Origin of the sequence: Streptomyces sp. NPDC047130, assembly GCF_040643475.1 — a bacterium.
Taxonomy (GTDB): domain Bacteria; phylum Actinomycetota; class Actinomycetes; order Streptomycetales; family Streptomycetaceae; genus Streptomyces.
Genome location: NZ_JBEYUK010000003.1, coordinates 68,505 through 90,646 on the forward strand (window position 1 = coordinate 68,505; position 22,142 = coordinate 90,646).

General features: G+C 74.8%; 22 protein-coding genes. 14 read left to right on the forward strand and 8 right to left on the reverse strand.

Annotated features, from left to right (window positions below; all coding sequences use genetic code 11):
• Positions 1-56 precede the first annotated feature (56 nt).
• Complete coding sequence (locus ABZ836_RS05405; protein ID WP_361139512.1) at positions 57-944, reverse strand: putative protein N(5)-glutamine methyltransferase; 888 nt, start codon at positions 942-944, stop codon at positions 57-59.
• Between the two features lie 268 nt (positions 945-1,212).
• Here ABZ836_RS05405 and ABZ836_RS05410 point away from each other — a divergent pair, with 268 nt between their 5' ends.
• On the forward strand, positions 1,213-1,617 hold the full coding sequence (locus ABZ836_RS05410) for a MarR family winged helix-turn-helix transcriptional regulator (protein ID WP_361140257.1): 405 nt from the start codon (positions 1,213-1,215) through the stop codon (positions 1,615-1,617).
• Between the two features lie 7 nt (positions 1,618-1,624).
• Here the strand turns inward: ABZ836_RS05410 and ABZ836_RS05415 are convergent, their stop codons facing one another.
• The gene (locus ABZ836_RS05415; protein WP_361140259.1) at positions 1,625-2,338 is read right to left on the reverse strand and encodes a class I SAM-dependent methyltransferase; all 714 of its coding nucleotides are present in this window, start codon (positions 2,336-2,338) and stop codon (positions 1,625-1,627) included.
• 131 nt (positions 2,339-2,469) lie between these two features.
• On the opposite strand from ABZ836_RS05415, the gene ABZ836_RS05420 reads away from it, so the two are divergent.
• Positions 2,470-3,633: a serine hydrolase gene (locus ABZ836_RS05420; protein WP_361139515.1), complete on the forward strand. Its 1,164-nt coding sequence runs from the start codon at positions 2,470-2,472 to the stop codon at positions 3,631-3,633.
• A 103-nt stretch (positions 3,634-3,736) separates the two neighbouring features.
• On the opposite strand, the gene crcB is transcribed toward ABZ836_RS05420, so the two are convergent.
• Positions 3,737-4,117, reverse strand: a complete 381-nt coding sequence (gene crcB, locus ABZ836_RS05425) for a fluoride efflux transporter CrcB (protein WP_356127330.1) — start codon at positions 4,115-4,117, stop codon at positions 3,737-3,739.
• Positions 4,114-4,515 carry a CrcB family protein gene (locus tag ABZ836_RS05430; RefSeq protein WP_356127333.1) on the reverse strand — a complete coding sequence of 134 codons (402 nt, stop codon included), beginning with the start codon at positions 4,513-4,515 and terminating at the stop codon, positions 4,114-4,116. The genes crcB and ABZ836_RS05430 overlap by 4 nt, the downstream gene beginning before the upstream one ends.
• A gap of 333 nt (positions 4,516-4,848) precedes the next feature.
• On the opposite strand from ABZ836_RS05430, the gene ABZ836_RS05435 reads away from it, so the two are divergent.
• The 6 genes from ABZ836_RS05435 (at position 4,849) to ABZ836_RS05460 (ending at position 9,475) form a co-directional block, all read left to right on the forward strand.
• A complete protein-coding gene (locus ABZ836_RS05435; RefSeq protein WP_361139519.1) occupies positions 4,849-5,754 on the forward strand; it encodes a universal stress protein in 906 nt (301 codons plus the stop codon).
• Positions 5,755-5,900: 146 nt separating this feature from the next.
• Positions 5,901-6,272, forward strand: coding sequence for a glyoxalase (locus tag ABZ836_RS05440; RefSeq protein WP_356127339.1), 372 nt, complete (start codon positions 5,901-5,903; stop codon positions 6,270-6,272).
• Between the two features lie 66 nt (positions 6,273-6,338).
• Positions 6,339-6,731, forward strand: a complete 393-nt coding sequence (locus ABZ836_RS05445) for a MarR family transcriptional regulator (RefSeq protein ID WP_356127342.1) — start codon at positions 6,339-6,341, stop codon at positions 6,729-6,731.
• 230 nt (positions 6,732-6,961) lie between these two features.
• On the forward strand, positions 6,962-7,987 hold the full coding sequence (locus tag ABZ836_RS05450; RefSeq protein ID WP_361139524.1) for an amidohydrolase family protein: 1,026 nt from the start codon (positions 6,962-6,964) through the stop codon (positions 7,985-7,987).
• A gap of 53 nt (positions 7,988-8,040) precedes the next feature.
• On the forward strand, positions 8,041-8,724 hold the full coding sequence (gene ligK / locus ABZ836_RS05455) for a 4-carboxy-4-hydroxy-2-oxoadipate aldolase/oxaloacetate decarboxylase (RefSeq protein ID WP_356127347.1): 684 nt from the start codon (positions 8,041-8,043) through the stop codon (positions 8,722-8,724).
• A 124-nt stretch (positions 8,725-8,848) separates the two neighbouring features.
• Positions 8,849-9,475, forward strand: a complete 627-nt coding sequence (locus tag ABZ836_RS05460) for an ADP-ribosyltransferase (RefSeq protein WP_361139527.1) — start codon at positions 8,849-8,851, stop codon at positions 9,473-9,475.
• 723 nt (positions 9,476-10,198) lie between these two features.
• Here the strand turns inward: ABZ836_RS05460 and ABZ836_RS05465 are convergent.
• Complete coding sequence (locus tag ABZ836_RS05465; RefSeq protein ID WP_356127353.1) at positions 10,199-10,891, reverse strand: DUF6766 family protein; 693 nt, start codon at positions 10,889-10,891, stop codon at positions 10,199-10,201.
• A gap of 83 nt (positions 10,892-10,974) precedes the next feature.
• Positions 10,975-11,409 carry a hypothetical protein gene (locus tag ABZ836_RS05470; protein ID WP_361139530.1) on the reverse strand — a complete coding sequence of 145 codons (435 nt, stop codon included), beginning with the start codon at positions 11,407-11,409 and terminating at the stop codon, positions 10,975-10,977.
• Positions 11,410-11,803: 394 nt separating this feature from the next.
• Here ABZ836_RS05470 and ABZ836_RS05475 point away from each other — a divergent pair, with 394 nt between their 5' ends.
• The 6 genes from ABZ836_RS05475 (at position 11,804) to ABZ836_RS05500 (ending at position 18,209) form a co-directional block, all read left to right on the forward strand.
• Positions 11,804-13,228: an extracellular solute-binding protein gene (locus ABZ836_RS05475; protein ID WP_361139534.1), complete on the forward strand. Its 1,425-nt coding sequence runs from the start codon at positions 11,804-11,806 to the stop codon at positions 13,226-13,228.
• A gap of 56 nt (positions 13,229-13,284) precedes the next feature.
• Entirely contained in the window at positions 13,285-14,220 is a 936-nt protein-coding gene (locus tag ABZ836_RS05480; RefSeq protein WP_356127362.1) for a sugar ABC transporter permease, read from the forward strand.
• A 2-nt stretch (positions 14,221-14,222) separates the two neighbouring features.
• Complete coding sequence (locus ABZ836_RS05485; RefSeq protein WP_361140262.1) at positions 14,223-15,089, forward strand: carbohydrate ABC transporter permease; 867 nt, start codon at positions 14,223-14,225, stop codon at positions 15,087-15,089.
• Positions 15,090-15,338: 249 nt separating this feature from the next.
• Positions 15,339-16,553, forward strand: a complete 1,215-nt coding sequence (locus ABZ836_RS05490) for a cytochrome P450 (RefSeq protein WP_361139538.1) — start codon at positions 15,339-15,341, stop codon at positions 16,551-16,553.
• A gap of 22 nt (positions 16,554-16,575) precedes the next feature.
• Positions 16,576-16,776: a ferredoxin gene (locus tag ABZ836_RS05495; protein WP_356127371.1), complete on the forward strand. Its 201-nt coding sequence runs from the start codon at positions 16,576-16,578 to the stop codon at positions 16,774-16,776.
• A gap of 197 nt (positions 16,777-16,973) precedes the next feature.
• Positions 16,974-18,209, forward strand: coding sequence for an MFS transporter (locus ABZ836_RS05500; protein ID WP_356127374.1), 1,236 nt, complete (start codon positions 16,974-16,976; stop codon positions 18,207-18,209).
• Positions 18,210-18,298: 89 nt separating this feature from the next.
• Here the strand turns inward: ABZ836_RS05500 and ABZ836_RS05505 are convergent, their stop codons facing one another.
• Entirely contained in the window at positions 18,299-19,558 is a 1,260-nt protein-coding gene (locus tag ABZ836_RS05505; protein ID WP_361140265.1) for a GAF domain-containing SpoIIE family protein phosphatase, read from the reverse strand.
• A 301-nt stretch (positions 19,559-19,859) separates the two neighbouring features.
• On the reverse strand, positions 19,860-22,106 hold the full coding sequence (locus ABZ836_RS05510; RefSeq protein ID WP_361139541.1) for a molybdopterin-dependent oxidoreductase: 2,247 nt from the start codon (positions 22,104-22,106) through the stop codon (positions 19,860-19,862).
• Between the last annotated feature and the right edge of the window lie 36 nt (positions 22,107-22,142).

Genomic DNA, 22,142 nt, shown 5'->3' on the forward strand with positions numbered 1-22,142 from the left:
GGCCGTCGCCCGGTGATGCACCGGGCGACGGCCGACGCGCGTGCGGCGCCGGCGGCTCACCGGGTCCGCTCCGGGTCCTCCGGGGACTCGGGCTCGGGGAACCCGGGGAGTTCCGCGCGCGGCAGCACACCGGTGATCACGTGGGCCTCGGTCTCCTCGCACACCGCGACTGCGGCGGTCAGACCCGCCTCCGTGAACGCCCGCAGGGCCGCGGGCGCCTGACGTGCGCTCGTCTCGGCGAGCACGCAGCCGCCCGGGGCGAGCCAGCCGGACGCGCCCTCGGCCACCCTGCGCAGCACGGCGAGACCGTCGGGTCCGCCGTCCAGGGCGACCGCCGGTTCGTGCTCGCGGGCCTCCGCGGGGAGCAGGCGGATGTCGGCGGTGGGCACGTAGGGCACGTTGGCGGCGAGGATCTCGACGCGGCCGCGGAGCGCGCCGGGCAACGCCGCGTACAGGTCGCCGTGGTGGACCCGGCCGCCGTAGGGGGCGAGGTTGCGGCGCGCGCAGGCCACGGCGGCGGGATCGATGTCGGCGGCGTGGAGTTCCGCGCCGGGCAGCGCGGCGGCGAGCACGGCCCCGAGGGCGCCGGACCCGCAGCACAGGTCGACGACGGTCCGCGCCGCGGGCGCCAGGGCGAGGGCGCGCGCGACGAGGAACTCGGTGCGCCGGCGGGGCACGAAGACGCCGGGCGCCAGGTCGATCCGCAGCCCGCGGAACTCGGCCCACCCGACGACGTGTTCCAGGGGTTCGCCGGCCGCGCGCCGGGTCACCAGGGCGGCCAGCCGGTCGGGCGAGGCCGCGGCGCGGACCAGGAGGGCGGCCTCCTCCTCGGCGAAGACGCAGCCCGCGGCGCGCAGCGCGGCGACCACCTCGGCCGGGGGCCGGGCGGGCGCGGGGGGCGGTGCGGAGGGGGGAACGGCGGGTGGTGTCCGGGAAGTCGTCATGGCCCTCGGTGTCGGTGGCGGCGCGGGTCGGACGGCCGGGTCCCTGCCCGGGCGCGGCCACCCTACCGACGGTCCGGCAGCCGGGCACGCGGAACGGCGGGCGGGCCAAAGGGGCGTGGCCGGTCGGGTGTGGGCGGGCGCGGAGCGGAGGAACGGGCGGCGCTCGTTGGCGCCCCACGGGCTTATGGTTGTATTCTGCAACCAGAACGTGAGGAGGTTCCCCGTGGACGCAGCCGCCGACCGGGCGATCGAGACGATCCAGCGTGAGATGACGTCGTTCGCGCGCCGGGCACGCGCGCTGGCCGGACGGCTCCATCCGGAGCTGTCGCTGGTCTCGTACACGCTCCTGGGACACCTGGAGGAGAGCGGCGGCTGCCGGGCCACCGACCTGGCGGAATTCTACGCGCTGGACAAGTCCACCGTGAGCCGGCAGGTGGCGGTGCTGGAGCGCGAGGGGCTGATGGAGCGCCTGCAGGACACCGCCGACCAGCGGGTCCAGGTGCTGCAACTGACCGACGCCGGGCGGCGGGTCCTCGCCCGCGTCACCGACCGGCGCCGCGAGGCCCTGAGGGAGCGGCTGACGGGCTGGAGCGAGGAGGACCTGGCACGGTTCGCCTCCTACCTGGAGCGTTACAACGCCGGGTCGCCCGGCCCCACGCCGCCGGAGGACTGACCGGCCGTCACGGGCGGGTGCCGACGACGAGACGGCAGCGCGGGCTGCCGTCGTCGCGGCGGCCGAACTCCGGCATGGCGTAGGTATCCACCGCGAACCCCGCGCGGACGAGGGCGTCGCGGAGCACTCCGAAGGTCAGGGCGCGGTAGTACATCACGAACCGCGGGCGCCACACGGCGTTGCGGATCCGCATCGCGGTGTCGAAGGCCAGGAGTTCCAGGGCCTGCCGGGAGCCCGGGCGGGGCGGCCCCGGGAGCGGGAAGGCGAGACGGCCGCCGGGGCGGAGGACCGCGTGGGCCTGCCCGAAGAGGGCGGGCAGGTCGCGGGGCAGGAAGTGGCCCAGCGCCCCGAAGGTGACGAGCAGGTCGAACGAGCCCGGCGCGAAGGGGAGGCGGCGCGCGTCCGCGCGGACCAGGCGTGCCCACGGCGCCGCGTCCCGGGCCCGTTCGAGCATGCCGGTGCTGACGTCGACTCCGGTGACGCCTCCTCGGCACAGGCCGGCCAGCACGTCCAGTCCCGCGCCGGTGCCGCAGCACAGGTCGAGACCGTCCCGGAACGGGCCCAGAGGCGCCAGTCCGTCACGGGTCGCCCGGAGGAAGCGTTCCGAGGTGCGGAACGGGGTGCTGTCGAAGGACGGGGCGAGCAGGTCGTAGCCGCGCTCGACGGACGACAGCGCCTGTACGGCGAGTTCGCCGAGGGTGGGGCCCTGCGGTCCGTGGATCTGCCGACCGAACATCCTCGGAGCATAGCCGCGGCGGTACGGCATCCGGGTGCCGCTCGGGCGGATCCGGCCGTGGCGCGCGGCGCGTCGCCGTGCACCATTCCTACCGTTCTCATATGAAAATCACACTAATGTCACGAGGCTCCGGCCGGGCGGCCCGCCTGGCCGTCGCCGGATGCGCCCTCCTCGCGGTGGGGGCGGCGGGGACGCCCGCGCCGTCGACCGCGCCGCCGGATCCGCTGCGGGCCTCGGGCACCCAGGTACGGCTCGTGGAGGGGGCGCCGGAGGTGCCGGAGGTGTCCGCGCTGTCCTGGGTGGTGGCGGACGCCCGCAGCGGCGACGTGCTGGCCGCGCACGAGGCACACCGCGAACTCCCCCCGGCCAGCACGCTGAAAACCCTGTTCGCCCTCGCGCTCCTCCCCCAGGTGCCGGCGGGCCGCCACCGGGCGACCGACGCGGAACTCGCCGGCGTCGGCGAGGGCAGCAGCCTGGTCGGGGTCGAGGCCGGCCGCGACTACGCGGTGGACGACCTGTGGCGGGGGGTCTTCCTGAGCTCGGGCAACGACGCCGTGCACGTCCTGTCGGCCATGGCCGGCGGCAAGCGGGCGGCGGTGGCCCGGATGCAGGCCACCGCCGAGAGGCTGGGCGCCCGGGACACCCGCGTGGTCTCGCCCGACGGGTACGACGCGCCGGGCCAGGTGTCGTCCGCCTTCGACCTGGCGGTGTTCGGGCGGGAGGGGCTGCGCGACCCGCGGTTCGCCGAGTACTGCCGGACGGCGGTCGCGGACTTCCCCGGCCGGGAGGGGGCCTACGGCATCCGCAACACCAATCGGCTGCTGACCGGGGCGGAGGGCGTCGAGCCCTATCCCGGGGCGATCGGCGTGAAGAACGGCTACACCAGCAAGGCGGGCAACACTCTGATCGCGGCGGCGAAGCGGGGCGGGCGGACCTTGGTGGTGACGGTGCTCAATCCGCAGGACGGCAGCTCGGGCGCCGTCTACGAGGAGGCCCGGTCGCTGCTGGACTGGGGCTTCCGGGCGGCGGGCCGGGTCCGTCCCGTCGGTTCGCTGGAACCGCCCGTCGCGGCGGGCGCCCCGGCCTCGCCCCGGCCCGGCCCCTCCGCGAAGCCCGCGACGGCCGCGCAGGTGGCCGCCTCCGGCCAGGCCGACGGCCTCGGGTGGTGGACGGTGGCCCTGGCCGCCTGCGCGGCGGCGCTCACGGCGGGCGGGACGGCCGTCGGCGCGCGCCGCGGCTGGTGGCGGCGCGGCTGGTGGTGGCGGCGCGGGGCACGGTGAGCCCGGCCGGGGCGTTCGCCCCGGGACGGACGGCGCCCCGGGCGTCGGCGATGCCGGGGCGGTGGCGTCTCCGCGGAGTCGGTCGGGGCGGCGTTCGGCGCGCTCAGCCCCAGGCCGCACCGCCCAGCGCGACGCCCGCGTACATCGCGCCCAGGCCCGCGGTGAGCGTCCCCAGCACGTTGAGCACGGCGAGGAGGGGGGAGCCGTCCTCGGCGAGGCGCAGGGTCTCCCAGGAGAACGTCGAGTACGTCGTCAGCGCCCCGCACAGCCCGGTGCCGAGCAGCAGTTCCAGCCGCTCCCCGGCGACCCCGGCCGCCACCGCGCCGGTCAGCAGCCCGAGGGCGAGCGAGCCGGCGACGTTGACGACCAGGGTGCCCCACGGGAGGACGGCGCCGGGCCCCAGCCGCAGCCGCACCAGGCGGTCGGTGAGGTAGCGCAACGGGGCGCCCACCACGGCGCCGGCGATCACCAGCAGCCAGTTCACGTGCGCCCTCTGGTGAACCGCGGCCGCCGGGACAGGACGCCGCGGCCGGCCGCCGCGCCGAGGAGGACGGCGGCCATCGCCGCCGCCAGGGTCCCGCCGAGGTAGAGGAGGGCGAGCGGCCGCTCCCCCGCCTCGTCCAGCCGGTGGACGTCCAGCGCGTAGGCGGAGAAGGTGGTGAAGCCGCCCAGCACCCCGGTGCCGAGGAAGGGGCGCAGCAGCGGATGCGGTGTGCGGGGCCCTTCGGTGGCCAGGACGGTGACGCCGCCCATCAGGGCGCAGCCGACGACGTTCACCCAGAACACCGCCCAGGGGAAGGCGTCGGCGGCGGGCCAGCGCAGGGTGGCGGCGTAGCGGGCGCTCGCGCCGATCGCGCCGCCCAGGGCGATCACGGCGACCACGGGCGCCTCGGCACGCCACGCGCGGGGGAACCGCGGAGCCGGGCGCGACGAGCGGGACCCGTTCGGCGGCACGGGCGCGTGCGGTGCGGGATCGTGCGGTGCGGGCCCGTCAGGCACAGGGCCGTGCGGTGCGGGGGTGTCACTCATGTCGGTCGGCCAGCCTAGCGGCGTGAGCAGGGCGGACGGGAAAGAGGGGCCGGACGGCCCTACGCCCGGCGGGCCGGTGCTGACAACGTGATCCATCCAGCCTGCACGGACTGCAAGGACTGCAAGGACTGCAAGGACCCGGACGCCCACGTCCGACCAGGAGCCAGGAGCCCAGGAGCCCGCATCATGCCCCGTACCGTCACCGTCGGTGTGGACGGCTCGCCGGAGAGCCTCGCGGCCGCCGACTGGGCGGCGCGGGAGGCCGAGTTGTGGAGCCGGCCGGTGCGGCTGGTGCACGCGGGATCGTGGCAGCCGTTCGGTGCGACGGCCGGCGGGGGCGGGGCGCGGGCCGCCGACCCGGAGGCCGAGGCGGCGCGGCGGCGGTGGACGCAGAAGGTGCTGCGCGAGACGGCGGAACGGCTGACCACGCACCGTCCGGGGTTGCGCGTGAGCTTCGAGCAGGTGCGTGAGGTCCCGGCTCCCGCCCTGCTGGAGGCCGCGTCGCGCGGGTGTCCGCTGGTGCTGGGGTCGCGGACGGTGGAAAGCGCGGACGGGCACGAGGACGTGTGGACGGTGGGCCCGGTGGCGCTGACCGTGGTGGCTAGGGCCCGGGGGCCGGTGGTGCTGGTGCGGGTCGGGACGTCGCCGGAGGACGAGCGGGCCGACGGGGCGGTGGGACCGTCGTGGGCCGGGGCCTGGCACCGGGACGTGGTGCTGGGACTCGACCCGGCGCGGGCCGCGGCGGGGGCGGTGGCGTTCGCCTTCGGCGAGGCGGCGCGGCGCCGGGCCCGGCTGAAGGTGGTGCACGCCTGGCGGCGGCCCCCGGGGGTGGGCCCGGAGCAGGACCGGGCGCTCGACGAGGAAGCGCGGCGGGCGCTGCGGGAGGCGCTGGCGCCGTGGCGGGAACGTCACCCGGCGGTGCGGGTCACCGCGCGGACGGGGTTCGGCACGGTGGCGGCCCGGCTGGTCGACGAGGCGGCGGAGGCGGCCCTGCTGGTCGTCGGCCGCGGCGGCGCGGCCGGCCGGATCGGCGGCGTCACGCGGACGGTACTGCGGCACTGCGCGGTGCCGGTGGCGGTCGTTCCCCGCTGACGGCGGCGCCCTGGCGGCTCACGGCGGGCGCCCGGAGGACCGACGCGGGTCCGGGAGGCCGGCGAGGGCGTCCGGGAGGCCGACCGGGGCCTCCATGAGGGCGTACGCCGGATGCGGGGCGCGCCGCGGGCGGCGAGCATGGGGCCATGGCGGCGCACCTGAGGACCCTGGTCTACCCGGTCGGCGACCTCGACGGCGCCAGGGCGCTGTTCCAGGCCCTGCTCGGCGTCGAGCCGCACGTCGACGAGGCGCACTGGGCCGGGTTCCGCACGGCGGACGGCCAGGAGCTGGGCCTGGACCCGCACGGTCACGACGCCGGGCTGACCGGCCCGGTCCCCTACTGGCACGTCGACGACCTGCGGGCCACCCTGGCCGCGTTGCTGGCCGCCGGGGCGGAGGCGGTGCAGGACGTGCGCGACGTCGGCGGCGGCAAGCTGGTGGCCTCCGTCCGGGACCTGGACGGCAACCCCGTGGGCCTGGTCCAGGACCCGCCCGGGGCGTGGCCGGAGACCGCCTGACAGCCCGTCGGAAACGGCGCTTCCGGGGTCTCCCCCGCCGGACGGCGCCGACCTACGATGGGCCCCATGGCAGCGGACACGGCCGGTGCGCGGCTGGAGCAACGGTGGCGCGGCATTCTCGCGGTCCATTCCCGTACGGTCTGCGAGATCGACCGGGTGCTGCACCCGTACGGCCTGTGCGCCAGCGACTTCGAGGTGCTGGAGGTCCTGGTGTCCGGTACGCCGGACGGGCCGGGCGTCCCCTGCCGTGTGCAGGACATCGCGGAGCGGGTCCACCTCAGCCAGAGCGCACTCTCCCGCCTGCTGGGACGGCTCGAACGCGAGGAGCTGCTGGAGCGCACGGTGTGCCGGGAGGACCGGCGCGGGGTGTGGGTCTCCCCGACCCCGCGGGGCCGTGAGCTGTACGCCCTGGTGCGGCCGCTGCAGCGTGAGGTGCTCTCCCGCACCCTGACCGACTGACCGCCCGCCCCGAGCGGCCGCTTCGGGCGGCGTCGTCGGGCGGCGGCTTCGGGCGGCGGCTTCGGGCGGCGGCTTCGGGCGGCGGCTTCGGGTAGGGCGGGGCAGGACGGGACAGGACGGCGAAGCGGGGTCGGCGCAGCCCAGGGCCGGGGTCCCGCACGCCCGAACATTGTCAACAATTTCGTCAGCGGTTACTGTGTGGGCGCGTGAGGCACCCGGAGAGGACTCGGATGATCATCGATTGCCATGGGCACTACACCACCGCGCCGCCCGCCCTGGAGGCCTGGCGCAAGCGGCAGATCGCCGCCGTCGGCGACCCCTCGGCAGCACCCTCGCCCGACGAGCTGCGGATCGAGGACGACGACCTGCGCGCCACCGTGGAACCGGCCCAGCTGCGGATGATGGACGAGCGGGGCATCGACCTCACCGTCTTCTCGCCCCGCGCCTCGTTCATGGCGCACCACATAGGCGACTTCGCGGTCTCCGCCGCGTGGGCGTCGGTCTGCAACGACCTGGTGCACCGCGTCGCCGGCCTGTACCCGGACCGCTTCGCGCCCGCCGCCATGCTCCCGCAGTCGCCGGGCGTCGACCCCGCCACCTGCGTGCCCGAACTGGTGCGCGCCGTCGAGGAGTTGGGCGCGGTCGCGATCAACCTCAACCCGGACCCGTCGGGCGGGCACTGGAGCGCGCCGCCGCTGACGGACCGGTCCTGGTACCCGGTCTACGAGAAGATGGCCGAGTACGACATCCCCGCGATGATCCACGTCTCGACCAGCGTCAACCCCGCCTTCCACACCACCGGCGCGCACTACCTCAACGCCGACACCACGGCGTTCATGCAGCTGGTGCAGGGCGACCTGTTCAAGGACTTCCCGACGCTCCGGCTGGTCATCCCGCACGGCGGCGGCGCGGTGCCGTACCACTGGGGCCGCTTCCGCGGGCTCGCCATGGCACTGGGCAGGCCGGAGCTCGAGGAGCACGTCCTGGGCAACGTGTACTTCGACACCTGCGTCTACCACCAGCCGGGATCGGACCTGCTGTACGAGGTGATCCCCGCCAGGAACATCCTGTTCGCCTCGGAGGCGATCGGCGCGGTCCGCGACGTCGACCCGTGCACCGGCCACCACTTCGACGACACCCGCCGCTACGCCGAGGCCGCGAAGCTGTCCGCCGAGGACCTGGCCGCCGTCCAGGAGCACAACGCGCGCCGCGTGTACCCGCGGCTGGACGCCCTGCTGAAGCGCCAGGGGCGCTGACCCCGCCCGCACCGTCCCCGCCCGGACACGTCCCGTCGAGAGGAACCCCCGTCATGTACGAACTCGGAGTCGTCCACCGCACCGTCCCCCGCCCGGCGGCCGAGGAGGTCGAGGCCCTCGCCCCGTACGGGGTGGCCACCGTCCACGAGGCGATGGGCCGCACCGGTCTGATGCGGCCCTACCTGCGCCCCGTCTACCCGGGCGCCCGGCTGGTCGGCCCCGCCGTCACGGTGCTGCTGCAGCCCGGCGACAACTGGATGCTGCACGTGGCGATCGAGCAGGTGCGGCCCGGCGACGTGCTGGTGGCGGCCTGCACCACCGAGTGCGAGGACGGGTTCTTCGGCGAGCTCCTGGCCACCTCGGCGCGTGCCCGCGGGTGCGCGGGGCTGGTCATCGACGGCGGCTGCCGCGACGTGGCCGACCTGGAGAAGATGGACTTCCCCGTCTTCAGCCGCGCGGTCAACGCCAAGGGCACGGTCAAGGCCACCCCGGGCTCCGTCAACGTGCCGGTGGTCTGCGGCAACGCGCAGGTCCGGCCGGGTGACGTGGTGGTCGCCGACGCCGACGGCGTGGTCGTGGTGCCGGCCGACCGGGTGGCCCGCACCGCCGACGCGGCCCGCCGCCGCGAGGAGAACGAGCAGCTCAAGCGGGAGCGGCTGGCCGCCGGCGAACTGGGCCTGGACATGTACGGCATGCGCGGCCCCCTGGAGGCCGCGGGCCTGCGCTACGTCGACTGAGCCTTCCCGGCGGGGCCTGCCGACCGGACGGTGTTTCGCCGCCGTCGAACAGCTGTCGGCCGACTCGCCCCCTGCCGGGTGATGTTCCTCTGCCCACGGCAGGGCTCCCGCCAGAATGCGCGGCATGATCAACAGCTCCGTGCGGCGGCGAGCCGCGTCCCTCGTGCTCGGTCTGGCCGCCGTCTTCAGCACCTCGGCGGCCGCCCCCGCCGCGCCCGTGTCCGCCCCAGCAGCCGCACCCGCACCCGCCGTGGCCGCGGCGGCGCCCGCCTGTCCGCAGTTCGAGGACAAGCTGCACGCCGCCGCGGACCGACGCGTCGACCTCGGGCGCATCACTCCCACCCCGACGTGGCGCACCACCTGCGGCACCCTCTACCGCAGCGACAGCCGCGGTCCCGACACGGTCTTCCCGGCCGGCTTCCTGCCCAAGGACGTGACCGACGGGCAGTACGACATCGAGCAGTACGTCCTGGTCAACCAGCCCTCCCCGTACGTCTCGACGACCTACGACCACGACCTGTACAAGACCTGGTACAAGTCCGGCTGGAACTACTACATCGACGCCCCCGGCGGCATCGACGTCAACAGGACCATCGGCGACACCCACCGCTGGGCCGACCAGGTCGAGGTCGCCTTCCCCGGCGGGATCGCCCGGGAGTACATCATCGGGGTCTGTCCGGTCGACAAGGTGAAGAAGGTCGAGATCATGGAGGACTGCCGGAGCAACCCGTACTACGAGCCCTGGCACTGACGCGGCCGTCGGAGCCGGGCACCGGGCGCCGACGCCGCGCCTTTTCGGCCTCCGTCGGAATGGCGCCGGAAACGCCAGGATTCGCCACCCCCGCACGCCCGCTGCCTGCGGCGCTTGCATGCGCCACCCGGTTTCGCCACCCTCTGCCATGATCGTTCGCCGGGCACATTTCCGGCAAAGCACGCACCGTGACATTCGGGTGCTTGCCGAAGCATCCAGGTTGGGGTTACCTGCGTAGTCCGGAGGCCGGGACCGCGTCCTGGCACTTCGCGACCGTCCCGAAACACACAGGGCCTGGCCCCGGGAGGCCACCCGAGGCCAGGCCTATGTGCGGGGCGGGGGGCGGGTCCGGCCGACTACTTCTCGGCCGGGCTCACCCGCAGGCGTCACACGACATGCTCAACGCATCCCGCGATGGCAGTGATCGCCGTCAGAAGCAGCACCGCGGCTTGCCCCCAGTCCATCCACCGGTGGCACCCGCGACGCCTACTCCGTCCCGATCGTCCCATCCCGTCCGACTCCTCTCTCTTTCCCAACTGCGTTGGGTCCCTGCCCGGTTGGCAGGAAGTTCAGGAGAGATCCGTCGGACAGTCGCAACATACCTGCACCGGGACACCCGATTCACCGGCGCTCGAGTTTCGCCGGGATTCGCCACCCCCTGCCGAAAATCGCCATGCCATCTCGCCACCCCGCCCCGCGGTCCTGCCTCCCTCGCCGTGCCGCTCAGCCCTCGACGCCGGTCGCCGAGTGGGAGGCGCCCACCGGTTTGGACTCCGGGCTGCCGCGCTGGCGGAGGTAGATGGAGAGCACCGCCATCGATGCCACCGCCAGCAGTTCGGACTGCCAGTTCTGCAGGGTGCGGCTCCAGAAGTCGGCGGAGGTGACGTAACCGCCCCAGCCGACGGGGCCCTCCATGGACCGCAGCCGTTCCTCGTTGTAGGCGGCGGTGCCGGTGATCGACTGGGCCAGCCAGGACAGCACGAAGATGCCGCCCATCACCAGGCCGAGGGAGCGGGAGAACAGCAGCCCGCGCCAGCCCGGGGCGGACGCCCAGCGCGGCGACTCCTCCGTGGCGTGCGCGCCGACGCGCTGCTCCCGGTCCGACTCGGTGCCCGCCCGGCCGATCTCCTTGGACTCCGGCGAGCCCCGCTGGAGCAGCCACACCGTGCCGAAGATGTAGAGGAAGAACTGGAGGTACTCCGACTGCCAGTTCTCGGTCACGTCCACCGCGAAGTCGGAGGACGTGGCGTAGGAGAGGAGCCCCACCGGGGGCAGTCCCTCGGAGACCAGGTCGTTGTTCAGCTCGGCGCGTCCGGCGAAGAGCTGGCCCACAAGGGTCAGCAGGAAGCCCGCCAGGAAGACCAGCCCCAGGCTGTTCTCGCGCAGGAAGCGGCGGACGCGGCCGGCCGGGCTCATCGGTGCATCAGCCCGAGGGTCGTGAAGTAGGCGAGCCCGGCGAAGATGATCAGTAGGGTCGCCGTGAACATCAGCCGCATCGCTCACCCGCCCTTGATGCCACAGCGGTAGGGCTGGTCCGGGCGCGGCTCGCAGCCGGCCGCTGTCACCTTCCAGCCGCCCGGGAACCGCGACAGGAAGAGGGTGTCGCCCTCCAGCACCACGCGCGCCCGGTCTCCCCAGACGTCCACGGCGCGCACCGCTCCGGCGGCCGGCAGGTCGTCCTCCTCGATGGCCTGGCGGATCGCGTCGCGGCACCCGCTCCTCGCGGTCTCCTCCAGCTCGTCGCGGGTGCCAGGGGCCAGCGCCGCGCACAGCAGCGCGTGGCGTCCCGCGTCCCGGTCGAGGGCGAAGCGGGTGGCCTCCGCCTGGGCGGCGTCGCGCCGCTCCTCGACCGCCCCGCAGGCGCCGATCCCGGTGATCGCCAGGGCGAGGCCCGCCGCGCGCACGGCCGCGTGCCGGTACCGGCTGCCGTTCATCCCGCCTCCCGCCTCCCGCATCCGGCATCCCGCATCCGTGGGCCCGGGCCGTGTGCCGGCGCCGTGTGCCGGCGCCGCGCCCGTTCCAGGTGTCCGTTCCGTGTGCCTGTGCCGCGGGACCCGTGCCGTGTGTCCGCGCCGCGGGGCCGGTTCCGGGTGTCCGCGCCGCGGGACCCGTGCCGCGTGCCCGCGTCGCGTCCGTTCCGTCTGCCATCCGAACCGGGGGGCGTGCCGCCCGCAACCGGGGGCGGACCGAACGGGCCCCCGGCGGAGGGTCACCGGCCCTTCACCGCGCGCCCGGTTGCGGGAGGCCGTCGTTCCGCTCGATGCTGATGGACCGGCAGGCGATGCCGGGCGACGCGACCCGGCGCAGGGGAAGGCGATGAGGTCACACATGCGTGAGGCCCGGCGGCCCAGGACGGCCGCGCTCGGCGCCACGGCGGCCCTCCTGCTCGGGCTGCTCTCCGGCTGTTCCGGGGAGACCGGGCCCGGCCGCCCCGACCGCAGGATCACCGTCTGGTCGCAGGAGAGCCTCCCGGACCGGATCGCCGCCACCGAGAAGGTGATCGACCGGTTCGAGCGCGCGAGCGGCGTCGAGGTGGAACTCGTCGGCGTCGCCGAGGCCCAGATGCCCCAGCTGATCATGTCTGCGGCGGCCTCCGGGACCCTGCCCGACGTGATCGGCGCGGCCACGCTGGGCCAGATCTGGCAGATGCACGGCAACGAGCTGCTGAACACCCGGATCCCCGGCCGGGTCGTCGAGACCCTGGGCCCGGGAACCTTCGACCCCAACGCCCTGGCGCTCGCCTCCGACGGTCCCACCAGGCTCGCGGTCCCCTCCGACGCCTGGCTGCAGCTGCTGGTCTACCGCGAGGACCGGTTCGCCGCGCGCGGGCTGCCCCCGCCCGACACCTACGCGCGGATGCTGGACGCCGCGCGGCGGCTGACCGGCGACGGCCGCAGCGGCATCTCCGCGGCCACCGACCCCGCCGACGTCTTCACCTCGCAGAGCTTCGAGAGTCTGGCGCTGGCCAACGACTGCCGTCTGGTGGACGGGGGCGAGGTCGCCCTCCGGTCCACGCCCTGCGAGGAGGCGTTCTCCGTCTACGACCGGCTGGCCCGGGACTACGGCGCACCGGGCACCCAGAGCGTGGACTCCACCCGGGCCACCTACTTCTCGGGGAGCAGTTCCATGGTGATCTGGTCGTCGTTCGTCCTCGACGAGATGGCGGGCCTGCGCTCCGACGCCCTGCCCAGCTGCCCGGAGTGCGAGGACGACCCCGGGTTCCTGGCCGAGAACAGCGGGGTGGTCACCGCGGTGAGGGGCCCGGACGCGAAGGCGCCCGCGCAGTTCGGGGAGGTGACCTCCTGGGCGGTGACCCGCACCGCCGAGGAGGACGCCTCCCGCCGGTTCGTGGAGTACATGATGGGCGCGGGCTACCAGGACTGGTTCGGCATGGCGCCCGAGGGCAAGATCCCCGTCCGGCGGGGCACCGCGGCGGAACCGGACCGCTACCTGCGGGCCTGGCGGAGCAGCGAGCTCGGCGTGGACCGGCGCCGGCCGATCGACGAGGTGTATCCGCCGGAGCTGCTGGACCGGCTGGTCGACGGGGTGCAGCGGATGCGCCGCTGGGGCATCACCGAGGGCGAGGGAGCACTGGTCGGCGCGGCCAACGGCGAACTGCCGGTCTCCAAGGCGATCGGCGCGATGACCGGTGGTCAGCTGAGCCCGGCGGACGCGGCCGCGCAGGCCGACGAGGAGGTCACCGACCTGCGGACGTCGCTCGACCGCCCCACCGACGCCCCGGGGTCGCCATGAGCACCGCGGCGCCCGGTCCCCGTCCGGGGCGGCGCGTCCCCCGGCGCGGGCGCCCGATGACGGCGAGCCGGCGGGCCAACCGGGCCGGCATCGCCTTCGTGTCGCCCACCTTCGTGGTGGTGCTGGTGGTCGTCGCCCTGCCGATCCTCTGGACGGTGCTGCTGGCCTTCCAGGACGCCCGGCTGGTCGACATCCAGGGCATGGGGCTGCTGGGCGACTGGACGCTGGAGAACTTCTCCGAGGTGTTCGGCTCGGCGGGCTTCTGGGAGAGCCTGTGGGTGACGCTGGTGTACACGGTGGGCGGCACGGCCGGTTCGATCCTGCTGGGCCTGGTCGCCGCGCTGGCCCTGCGGCGCCGGTTCCGGGGGCGGGGGCTGCTGCGCGCGGCGATGCTGCTGCCGTACGTCGCCCCGGTGGTCGCGGTGGCGTTCGTCTGGGAGGTGGCCCTCTCCCCGCAGTACGGCGTCGTCAACGCCTGGGGCGGCCGGCTGCTCGGCTGGGACGACCCGATCGCCTTCCTCTCCACCCGCCGTTACGAGGTGGGGCTGTTCGGCGTCCACGTCGACGTCCCGCTGGCGCTGCTCACGGTGATCGCCTTCGAGTGCTGGCGGTACTTCCCGTTCGCGTTCCTGTTCGTGCTGGCCCGGCTGCAGGCGGTGCCTGCCACCCTGGAGGAGGCGGCCACGGTCGACGGGGCGACGCCCACCCAGCGGTTCCGGTACGTGCTGCTGCCCCAGTTGACGCCGGTGCTCGCGCTGCTGTGCGTGCTGCGGTTCATCATGACGTTCAACAAGTTCGACGACGTCTACCTGCTGACGGGCGGCGGCGCGGGCACCGACGTGGCGGCCGTGCGGGTCTACGACTTCCTCACCGCGCGCTACGACGTGGGCGCCGCCGCCGCGCAGGCGCTGGTGCTGGCGGCCTCGCTGATGGTGCTGCTCGGGCTCTACTTCCGGTTCTTCGGCGACAAGGCGCAGGAGGAGGAGACGTGAGGATGTCCCGCGCCCGGTTCGAGGAACGGCTGTTCGCGGTGGTGCGGCCGCTGGTGATCCTGCTGCTGGCGCTGATCACGGTGGTGCCGTTCCTGTACATGGTGCTGCTGTCGGTGAAGCCGATCGACGCGCTGCTGCTGGACCCCGGCGCGCTCTGGGTGGCGGCCGAGGACTTCACGGTGTCCACCTACCGCGACGTGCTGCGGTCCTCGGACGCCGGCGGTCAGGGCTTCCTGCGGTTCCTGCTCAACTCGGCGCTGGTGTCGCTGGGGACGGTGGCGCTGACACTGCTGGCGTCCGTTCCGGGCGCCTATGCGGTGAGCCGGCTGCGGTTCTTCGGGCGGCGCCAGGTGAGCGCGCTGTTCCTCGCGGTGTACCTGTTCCCGGCCACCCTGCTGGCCGTGCCGCTGTTCGTGATCTTCGCGCGGCTGGGGCTGTCCTCCAGCCTGGCGGGGCTGGCCGTCGTGTACGTGGCGCAGACGGTGCCCGTCTCGGTCTACATGCTGAAGAACTACCTGGTCACCGTGCCGGTGTCGGTGGAGGAGGCGGCTGCGCTGGACGGCTGCACCCGGCTCCGGGCCGTCCGCAAGGTGGTGCTGCCGCTGGCCATCCCCTCCCTGATGGCCACCGGCCTGTACGTGTTCATGATCGCCTGGAACGAGTTCCTGTTCGCCCTGCTCTTCCTGGCCGCCGATCCGGAGAAGTGGACCGTCTCGCTGGGTCTGGCTCAGCTCGCCGACGGTGTGGAGGTCCCCAAGACGGTCCTGATGGCCGGTTCGGTGGTGCTGACGATTCCGGTGGTCGTCCTCTTCTTCGCGGCGGAGCGCCTGCTGACCGAGGGGCTCACCAGTGGCGCGGACAAGGGCTGAGCGGGACGGCCGCGGGCGCCGGTTCCGGCCAAAGTCGGGCGAATCCGGGGCGCGTCGGGACGGTGGGCCCGGCTGCCGACGCCCCCGGTCAGGCCGCCGGGCCGCCGGTGGACCGCCTGATTCCGTCCCGGCGGGCGGTCCGCCGGGCCGCCGGAACCGGCCGCGCGGCCGAAGTGGCTCCCTGGCGGCGGTCCGAGGGCGTTCCTAGGGTGACGCGACATCCCACTCCCGACGCTTCCGGAGGCGGCCATGTCGGTGAACGACGCGGCAGCACCGCTGAGTTACCCGTTCCCCTGGCAGTCGGCGCTCGAGCCGCCGGCCGAGTTCACCGAGCTGCGGGCGAAGTGCCCGCACGCCCGGATCTCCGTGGGCGGCGGCGAGATGACGCTGCTGACCCGGTACGCGGACGTCCGCGCCGTGACCGGCGACCCCCGCTTCACGCGTGACCTGTCCGCGGAGGGGGCGGTGAGCCTCAGCGCGGACGGCACGGACCTGTACAGCCAGAGCGAGTCCAAGAGCATGGCGGCGGCCGGCGAGGCCCACGAGCAGTGGCGGCGCATGGTCAGCCGCTGGTTCACCGCCAAGCGGATGACCGCGCTGCGGCCCGAGATCGAGCGGATGGCGGAGGACCTGATCGACGCCATGGTCGAACAGGGGGCGCCGGCCGACCTCGTCGCCCGGCTGGCGTTCCCGCTGCCGGTCCAGGTGATCTGCTCCATGCTGGGCGTGCCGGACGCGGACCGGGACCGGTTCGCCCACTGGTCCAACGTGATGATGAACTACAGCCGGTTCTCCCGGGACGAGGCGGCCGCCTCGACCGCCGAGTTCGACGCCTACATGCTCGGCCACATCGAGGCCAAGCGGAGCGATCCGCAGGACGACATCATCAGCAACCTGATCGTGCAGACCAACGACGTCGGGTACCGCATGCCCGGTGACGACCTGCTCGACACGGCGAAGGCGCTGCTCGCCGCCGGGCACGAGACCACCGCGAACAGCATCGGCAAGATGACGGCGTTCCTGCTGGCGGACCGCACGCGGTGGCAGGCCCTGCTCGCCGACCGCTCCCTGATCCGCACCACGGTCGAGGAGGCGCTGCGGTACGACGCCCAACTCGGCCTGGGGCTGCCCCGGTTCATCAGCGAGGACGTGGAGGTCGGCGACGCCGTCCTGCGGGCCGGGACCACGGTGATGCTGAGCATGGCGGCGGCCAACCGCGACGAGACGGTCTTCGAGCGGGCGGACGAGATGGTCCTGGACCGCAGCCCCAACCCGCACATCTCCTTCGGCGTGGGCCCGCACTCCTGCGTCGGCCAGGCGCTGGCCCGCACCGAGATGCAGGTGGTGCTGGAGGTGATGCTGCGGCGGCTCCCCGGGCTGGAACTGGCCGCGTCCGTGGACGAGTTGAAGCTCGAGGAAGGGTTGATCGTCACCGCCCTGACCGAGCTGCCGGTGAGCTGGTGACGTGCGGAGAGGGGCTGCGACCGTGAAGGTGACCGTCGACCGGGGCGTGTGCTGCGGCGCCGGGCAGTGCGCGATGCTGGCACCGGAGGTGTTCGACCAGGGGGACGCGGACGGGCTGGTGCTCCTGCTGGACCCGGAGCCCGGGGAGCGGCACGCCGCAGCGGTGCGGGAGGCGGCGGCGACCTGCCCGACCGGGGCCGTCCGGCTGCTCGACGCGGACTGACACCGCGCGGTCCTCCACTCCGCCGCGGCAGCCGCCCCAGCCACCGCTGGCGTCGTCGCTGTCGTCGCTGTCGTCGCTGCCGCTGCCTTCGTCGGCGCAGCCGCGGCCTCGGGAGCGGGCGCCGGGAAATCGGTCGCACACGGCGAGGGGCGCGTGGCAGGATCGCGCGGTCCGTCCCCGCCCCCACCGGAGTCGCCGTGCGTCTGGTCCCCGCCCCCTACCGCAGTCTGTTCGCCACCAGGGGGACGGCCGCGTTCACCGGGGCCGGGTTCCTCGCCCGGCTGGCCCTCGCCATGCAGGGGGTCGGCACGGTGGTGCTGGTGTCGTCGACGCACGGGTCGTACGGCCTGGCCGGCCTGGTGACCGGGGCGTCCCTCGTCACCACCCTGGTGACCCTGCCGCTGCTGGCCCGGCTGGTCGACCGGTTCGGGCAGGCGACGGTGGCGGTGCCGGCCGCGCTGTGGGCGTCGGTGTGGACCGCCGTGCTGGTGGTCTGCGCGGTGCTCGGCGCGCCCGCCTGGGCGCTGGTCGGCGCCAACGTGCTGTCCACCACCGCCCCGAACGTGGGGGCGATGGCGCGGGCCCGCTGGGCGGAGCTCCACGACGGGGACGCCTCGGCGATGCACCGGGCCAACTCCTTCGAGCAGGTGCTGGACGAGCTGTGCTTCGTGCTGGGCCCGGTGCTGGCCGTCGGGCTGGCGACGGCGGTCGCGCCGTGGGCGGGCCTGCTCTGCTCGCTGCTGCTGACCGCGGCCGGCACGCTGCTGTTCGCGGCCCAGCGCCGCACCGAGCCGCCGGTCCGCGCCGGGGCCGGTGCCGCAGGCGCGGCCTCCACCAGTCCGCTGCGCGTGCCGGGGATCCGGGTCATGTTCCTGGTCTTCCTGTGCACGGGCGCGGTGTTCGGGTCGCTGGAGCTGGTCACCGTGGCGTTCACCGAGGCGGCGGGGCACGGCTCGCTGGCGGGGGCGGTGCTCGGACTGCAGGCGGCCGGATCGGCCGTGTCCGGGCTGGCGTTCGGTCTGCTGACGCTGCGCGGCGGTCCGGTGCCGCTGTTCCTGGCCGGGGTCGCCGGGATGGCGTTGCTGGTGCTGCCGCTGACCCTGGCCGGCGGGCTGGGCACCCTGGTGCCGCTGATGTTCCTCGCGGGCATGGCCACCTCCCCCACGATGATCACCGGCACCGGGCTGGTGCAAGAACTGGTGCCGCGGGAGCGGATCAACGAGGGCATGACCCTCACCACCACCGCCCTGCTCGGCGGCATCGCCCTGGGCAGCTCCGCGGCCGGCTGGTTCGTGGACCGTCAGGGCACGGAGCAGGGCTACCTGCTGCCGGCCGCCGCGGCGTGGGCGGCGCTGGCCGTGGCGGCGGCGGGCTCGCCGGTGCTGCGGCGGGGCGTGCGGCCGGGGCTTCGGGACGCGCCCGCCCTCGCCTGATCGCGCGGGCCCACGGGCCGGAGCCGCCGCCGACCGGGCGCCGGGCAGGGCAGGGCAGGGCAGGGCCAGCGTGGGGGGGGAGGGGACGCTCAGGCCTCGGGGAGGCGCAGCGCGAGGATGGCCATGTCGTCGCGTCCGTCGCTCGGGTGGTGGTCCGCGAGCGCGCGCACCAGGTCCTCCACCGGCAACGCGGCGTAGGTCACGGCGAGTTCGAGCAGGGCGTCCAGGCCCTCGTCGATCGCGTGGGCGGGGTGCTCGACCAGCCCGTCGGTGAAGAAGACCACCGTGGCCCCGGGGGGCAGTGTCCGGCGGTGGTCGGGGCGTGGCACCGACGGGTCGACGCCCAGCGGGAGGCCGGGCTCGTGCAGCAGGTACTCGGCATGGCCCCCGGGCATGATCACCAGCGGCGGGAAGTGCCCGGCGGCGCTCCAGTGCAGGGCCCATTCCCTCCCGGCGTCCTCCACCCGGGCGACCAGCACGGTGGTCACCGGTTGGACGGTGCCCGCCTCCACGGTGACGTCGAGCTGCCGCAGGACGTCGCTGGGCGGGGTGCGGCGGTCGTAGAAGAGGGCGCGCAGCATGTTGCGGATCTGCGACATGGTGGCGGCGGCCGGCAGGTCGTGGCCGTAGACGTCGCCGATGACGATGCCCAGCGCGCCGTCCGGGAGCCGCATCGCGTCGTACCAGTCGCCGCCGAGGTGGTTGGGCTCCACCGCCGGGCGGTAGACGGTGGCGGCGGTGTGCGGGCTGAGGTCGGGCAGGGCGGGGAGCAGCAGGCGCTGGAAGGTCTCGGCGCTGTCGCGGACCTGTTCGAAGAGGCGGGCGCTCTCGATGGCCATGCCGGCGGCGCTGGCCAGTGCGACCAGCACCTCCTGGTCGGCGTGGTCGAACGGGCGGCCGTCGAGGCGTTCGGAGAGGTAGAGGTCGCCGTAGATCTCGCCGCGGACGCTGATGGCGACGCCCAGGAGGGTCCGCATGTGCGGGTGGCCGGGGGGATAGCCGACCGAGGCGGGGTGGCCGGCGATGTCGTCCAGCCGCAGCGGTTCCGGGTTCTGGATGAGCAGGCCGAGGACGCCTTCGCCGTGCGGGAAGTCGATGCCGGCCAGCGCCTGGTACTCCTCCTCGTTCAGCCCGACGGTGATGAACTCCTCGAGGTGGTCGCCCTCCTCGTCGAGGACGCCGAGCGCGCCGTAGCGGGCGTCGCACAGGTTCATCGCGGTGGTGACGATGCGGCGCAGCACCTCGTCGAGTTCGAGTTCGCCGGTGATGGCGAGCACCGCGTCGAGCAGGCTCTGGAGGCGGTCCTTGGTGAGGGCGAGGGCCCGTAGCTGCCCGGCGATCTGGTCCATCTCGGTGTCCAGGCGCCGTCGCAGGTCGGCGAAGGGCACCGCCTCGCCCCGTGGCTCCTGCCCGCTCACCGCGTCCGCCTCCCGACGCGTGCACCGCGGTGCGCCCGCCGGACCTGCCCCTGCCTCGCGCGGCGCACCCTGCCTCCCGTCCCGCTCCTGTCCCGGCCGTGAACGAACGGTTTCCACCCTGGCACGGGGCGGCCGGGGCGGCCCGTCCGGCTGCTCCGGGCGCGTGGCGCGGAGCCCGTCCCTCCCGGCGGGCGGAGGGGAGGAGACGGGTGCCGGGAGGGGCGGGACCGGGTCAGCCGGCGGGCGAGAGGGTGACCGGGAAGCCGTTGAGGACGGCGGTGCCGGAGAGCGGGTCGAGGAGGGTGCCGTCGAGGAGCTGGTTGACGTTGGCGCCCGGGTCGGCGGAGGCGTGGCGGGTGCGGGTGCCGGGCCGGTCGTGGCCCCAGCCGTGGGGCAGGCTGACCACGCCGCGGCGCACCGTGTCGGTGATCTCGGCGGGGGCGGTGACCTCTCCCCCGGCGCCCTTGACCCGTACCGGCGTGCCGTCGGCGATGCCGAGGAGCGCCGCGTCCTCGGGGTGGACGTGCAGGGTGCAGCGGTTGGAGCCGCCGGTGAGGGCGGGGAGGTTGTGCAGCCAGCTGTTGTTGGCGCGCAGGTGCCGGCGTCCGACCAGCACCATGCCGTCGGCGGGCCGGCGGAGGGCCTCGCGCAGCCGGGGCAGGTCGTCGGCGATCGGCCTGGGCAGCAGTTCGATCCGTCCGCTGCGGGTGCGCAGCACCTCGGGGACGCGGGGCCGGAGCGGGCCGAGGTCGACGCCGTGGGGGTGGTCGAGGAGGGTGCCGAGGGACAGTCCGCCGGGGCGGGCGCCGAAGCCGTCGCCGTAGGGGCCGAGGCGCAGCATCAGGTCGAGGCGGCGCTCCACGCCGTCCTCGCCGGTGAGGGCGGCGGCGAGTTCCTCCGGGTCCCGGCCGTGGACCGGGGAGTGCGGGTCCCGGACGGCCTGGCCGAGGGTCCGGGAGACGACCGCGGCGTCGACGGTTGCGGGGTCGGCACCGGGCTTTCCGCCCACGGCGAGGACCAGGCGGGCGAGGATCTCGCTCTCCGCCATGCGGCCCGGCTCGAGCGGCACGGCGGGGCGGGTGTAGCGGGCCTGGTTGCGCACCGCGAGGGCGTTGAGGGCGAAGTCGTGGTGCGGGCTCTGCGCGGGCGGGGGCGGGGGCAGCACCACGTCGGCGTGGCGTGAGGTCTCGTTGAGGTAGGGGTCGACGCTCACCATGAAGTCCAGGGAGGCGAGCGCCCGGTCCAGGCGGTCCCCGTCGGGTGCGGAGAGCACCGGGTTGGCGGCGACGACGACCAGGGCGCGGATCGGTTCGCCCTCGTCGGTGGCGGTGTCGATCTCCTCCGCCAGGGCGGCCATCGGCAGTTCGCCCTTGACCTCGGGGTGTCCGGAGACGCGGGAGCGCCGGCGGCCCAGGTCGAAGCCGCGGCCGGGGCCGGCGGGGCGGGGCGCCCGGCTCGCGGCGGCCAGGGGGAACATCGCGCCGCCCGGGCGGTCCAGGTTGCCGGTGAGGACCGTCAGCACGTCCACCAGCCAGCTGGCCAGGGTCCCGTGCGGCACGGTGCAGCTGCCGATGCGTCCGTAGACGGCGGCGGTGGGCGCGGCGGCCAGTTCACGGGCCAGTTCCCGGATGGTGCCGGGGTCGACGTCGCAGGCGGGGGCCACCGCCTCGGGGGTGAACTCGCGCAGCGCTTCCGGGAGTTCGTCGAGGCCCTCGAGGTGTGCGGTGAGGTCGCCGGGGTCGGCGAGGCCCTCGTCGAGGAGGACGTGCGCCATCGCGGCGAGCAGCAGGGCGTCGGCGCCGGGGCGGATCGCCACGTGCCGGTCGGCGAGCGCGGCGGTGCGGGTGCGGCGCGGGTCGACGACCGTGAGGGTGCCGCCGCGGCGGCGCAGCGCCTTGAGGCGGCCGGGGAAGTCGGGGGCGGTGCACAGACTGCCGTTGGACTCCAGCGGGTTGGCCCCGACGAGCAGCAGGTGGTCGGTGCGGTCCAGGTCGGGGACGGGGATGGCGTTGGGGTCGCCGTAGAGCAGTCCGCAGGAGACGTGCTTGGGCATCTGGTCGAGGGTGGAGGCGGTGAAGAGGTTGCCGGTGCCGAGCGCCCCGATCAGCAGGCGCGGGTAGAGGGCTCCGGCCATGGTGTGCACGTTGGGGTTGCCGAGCACCACGCCGGTGGCGGCGCCGCCGTGCCTCTCCAGTACGGGTGCCAGCCCGGCGGCGACGGCGGCGAACGCCTCCTCCCAGGTGGCCTCGCGCAGTTCGCCGTCCTCGCGGACGAGGGGCGCCCGCAGCCGGTCGGGGTCGGCGTCGAGCTGCCCGAAGGCGGCGCCCTTGGGGCAGACGAAGCCCTCGCTGAACACGTCCTCCCGGTCGCCCCGGGCGCCGGTCACCCGGCCGTCCCGGACGGTGAGCACCAGACCGCAGGTGGCCTCGCAGAGCGGGCAGATCCGCAGCGCGGTACGGGAGTCGATGACCTCGGACACGGGTTTCCTCCCGGAGCGACGACGACGTCACCGCGG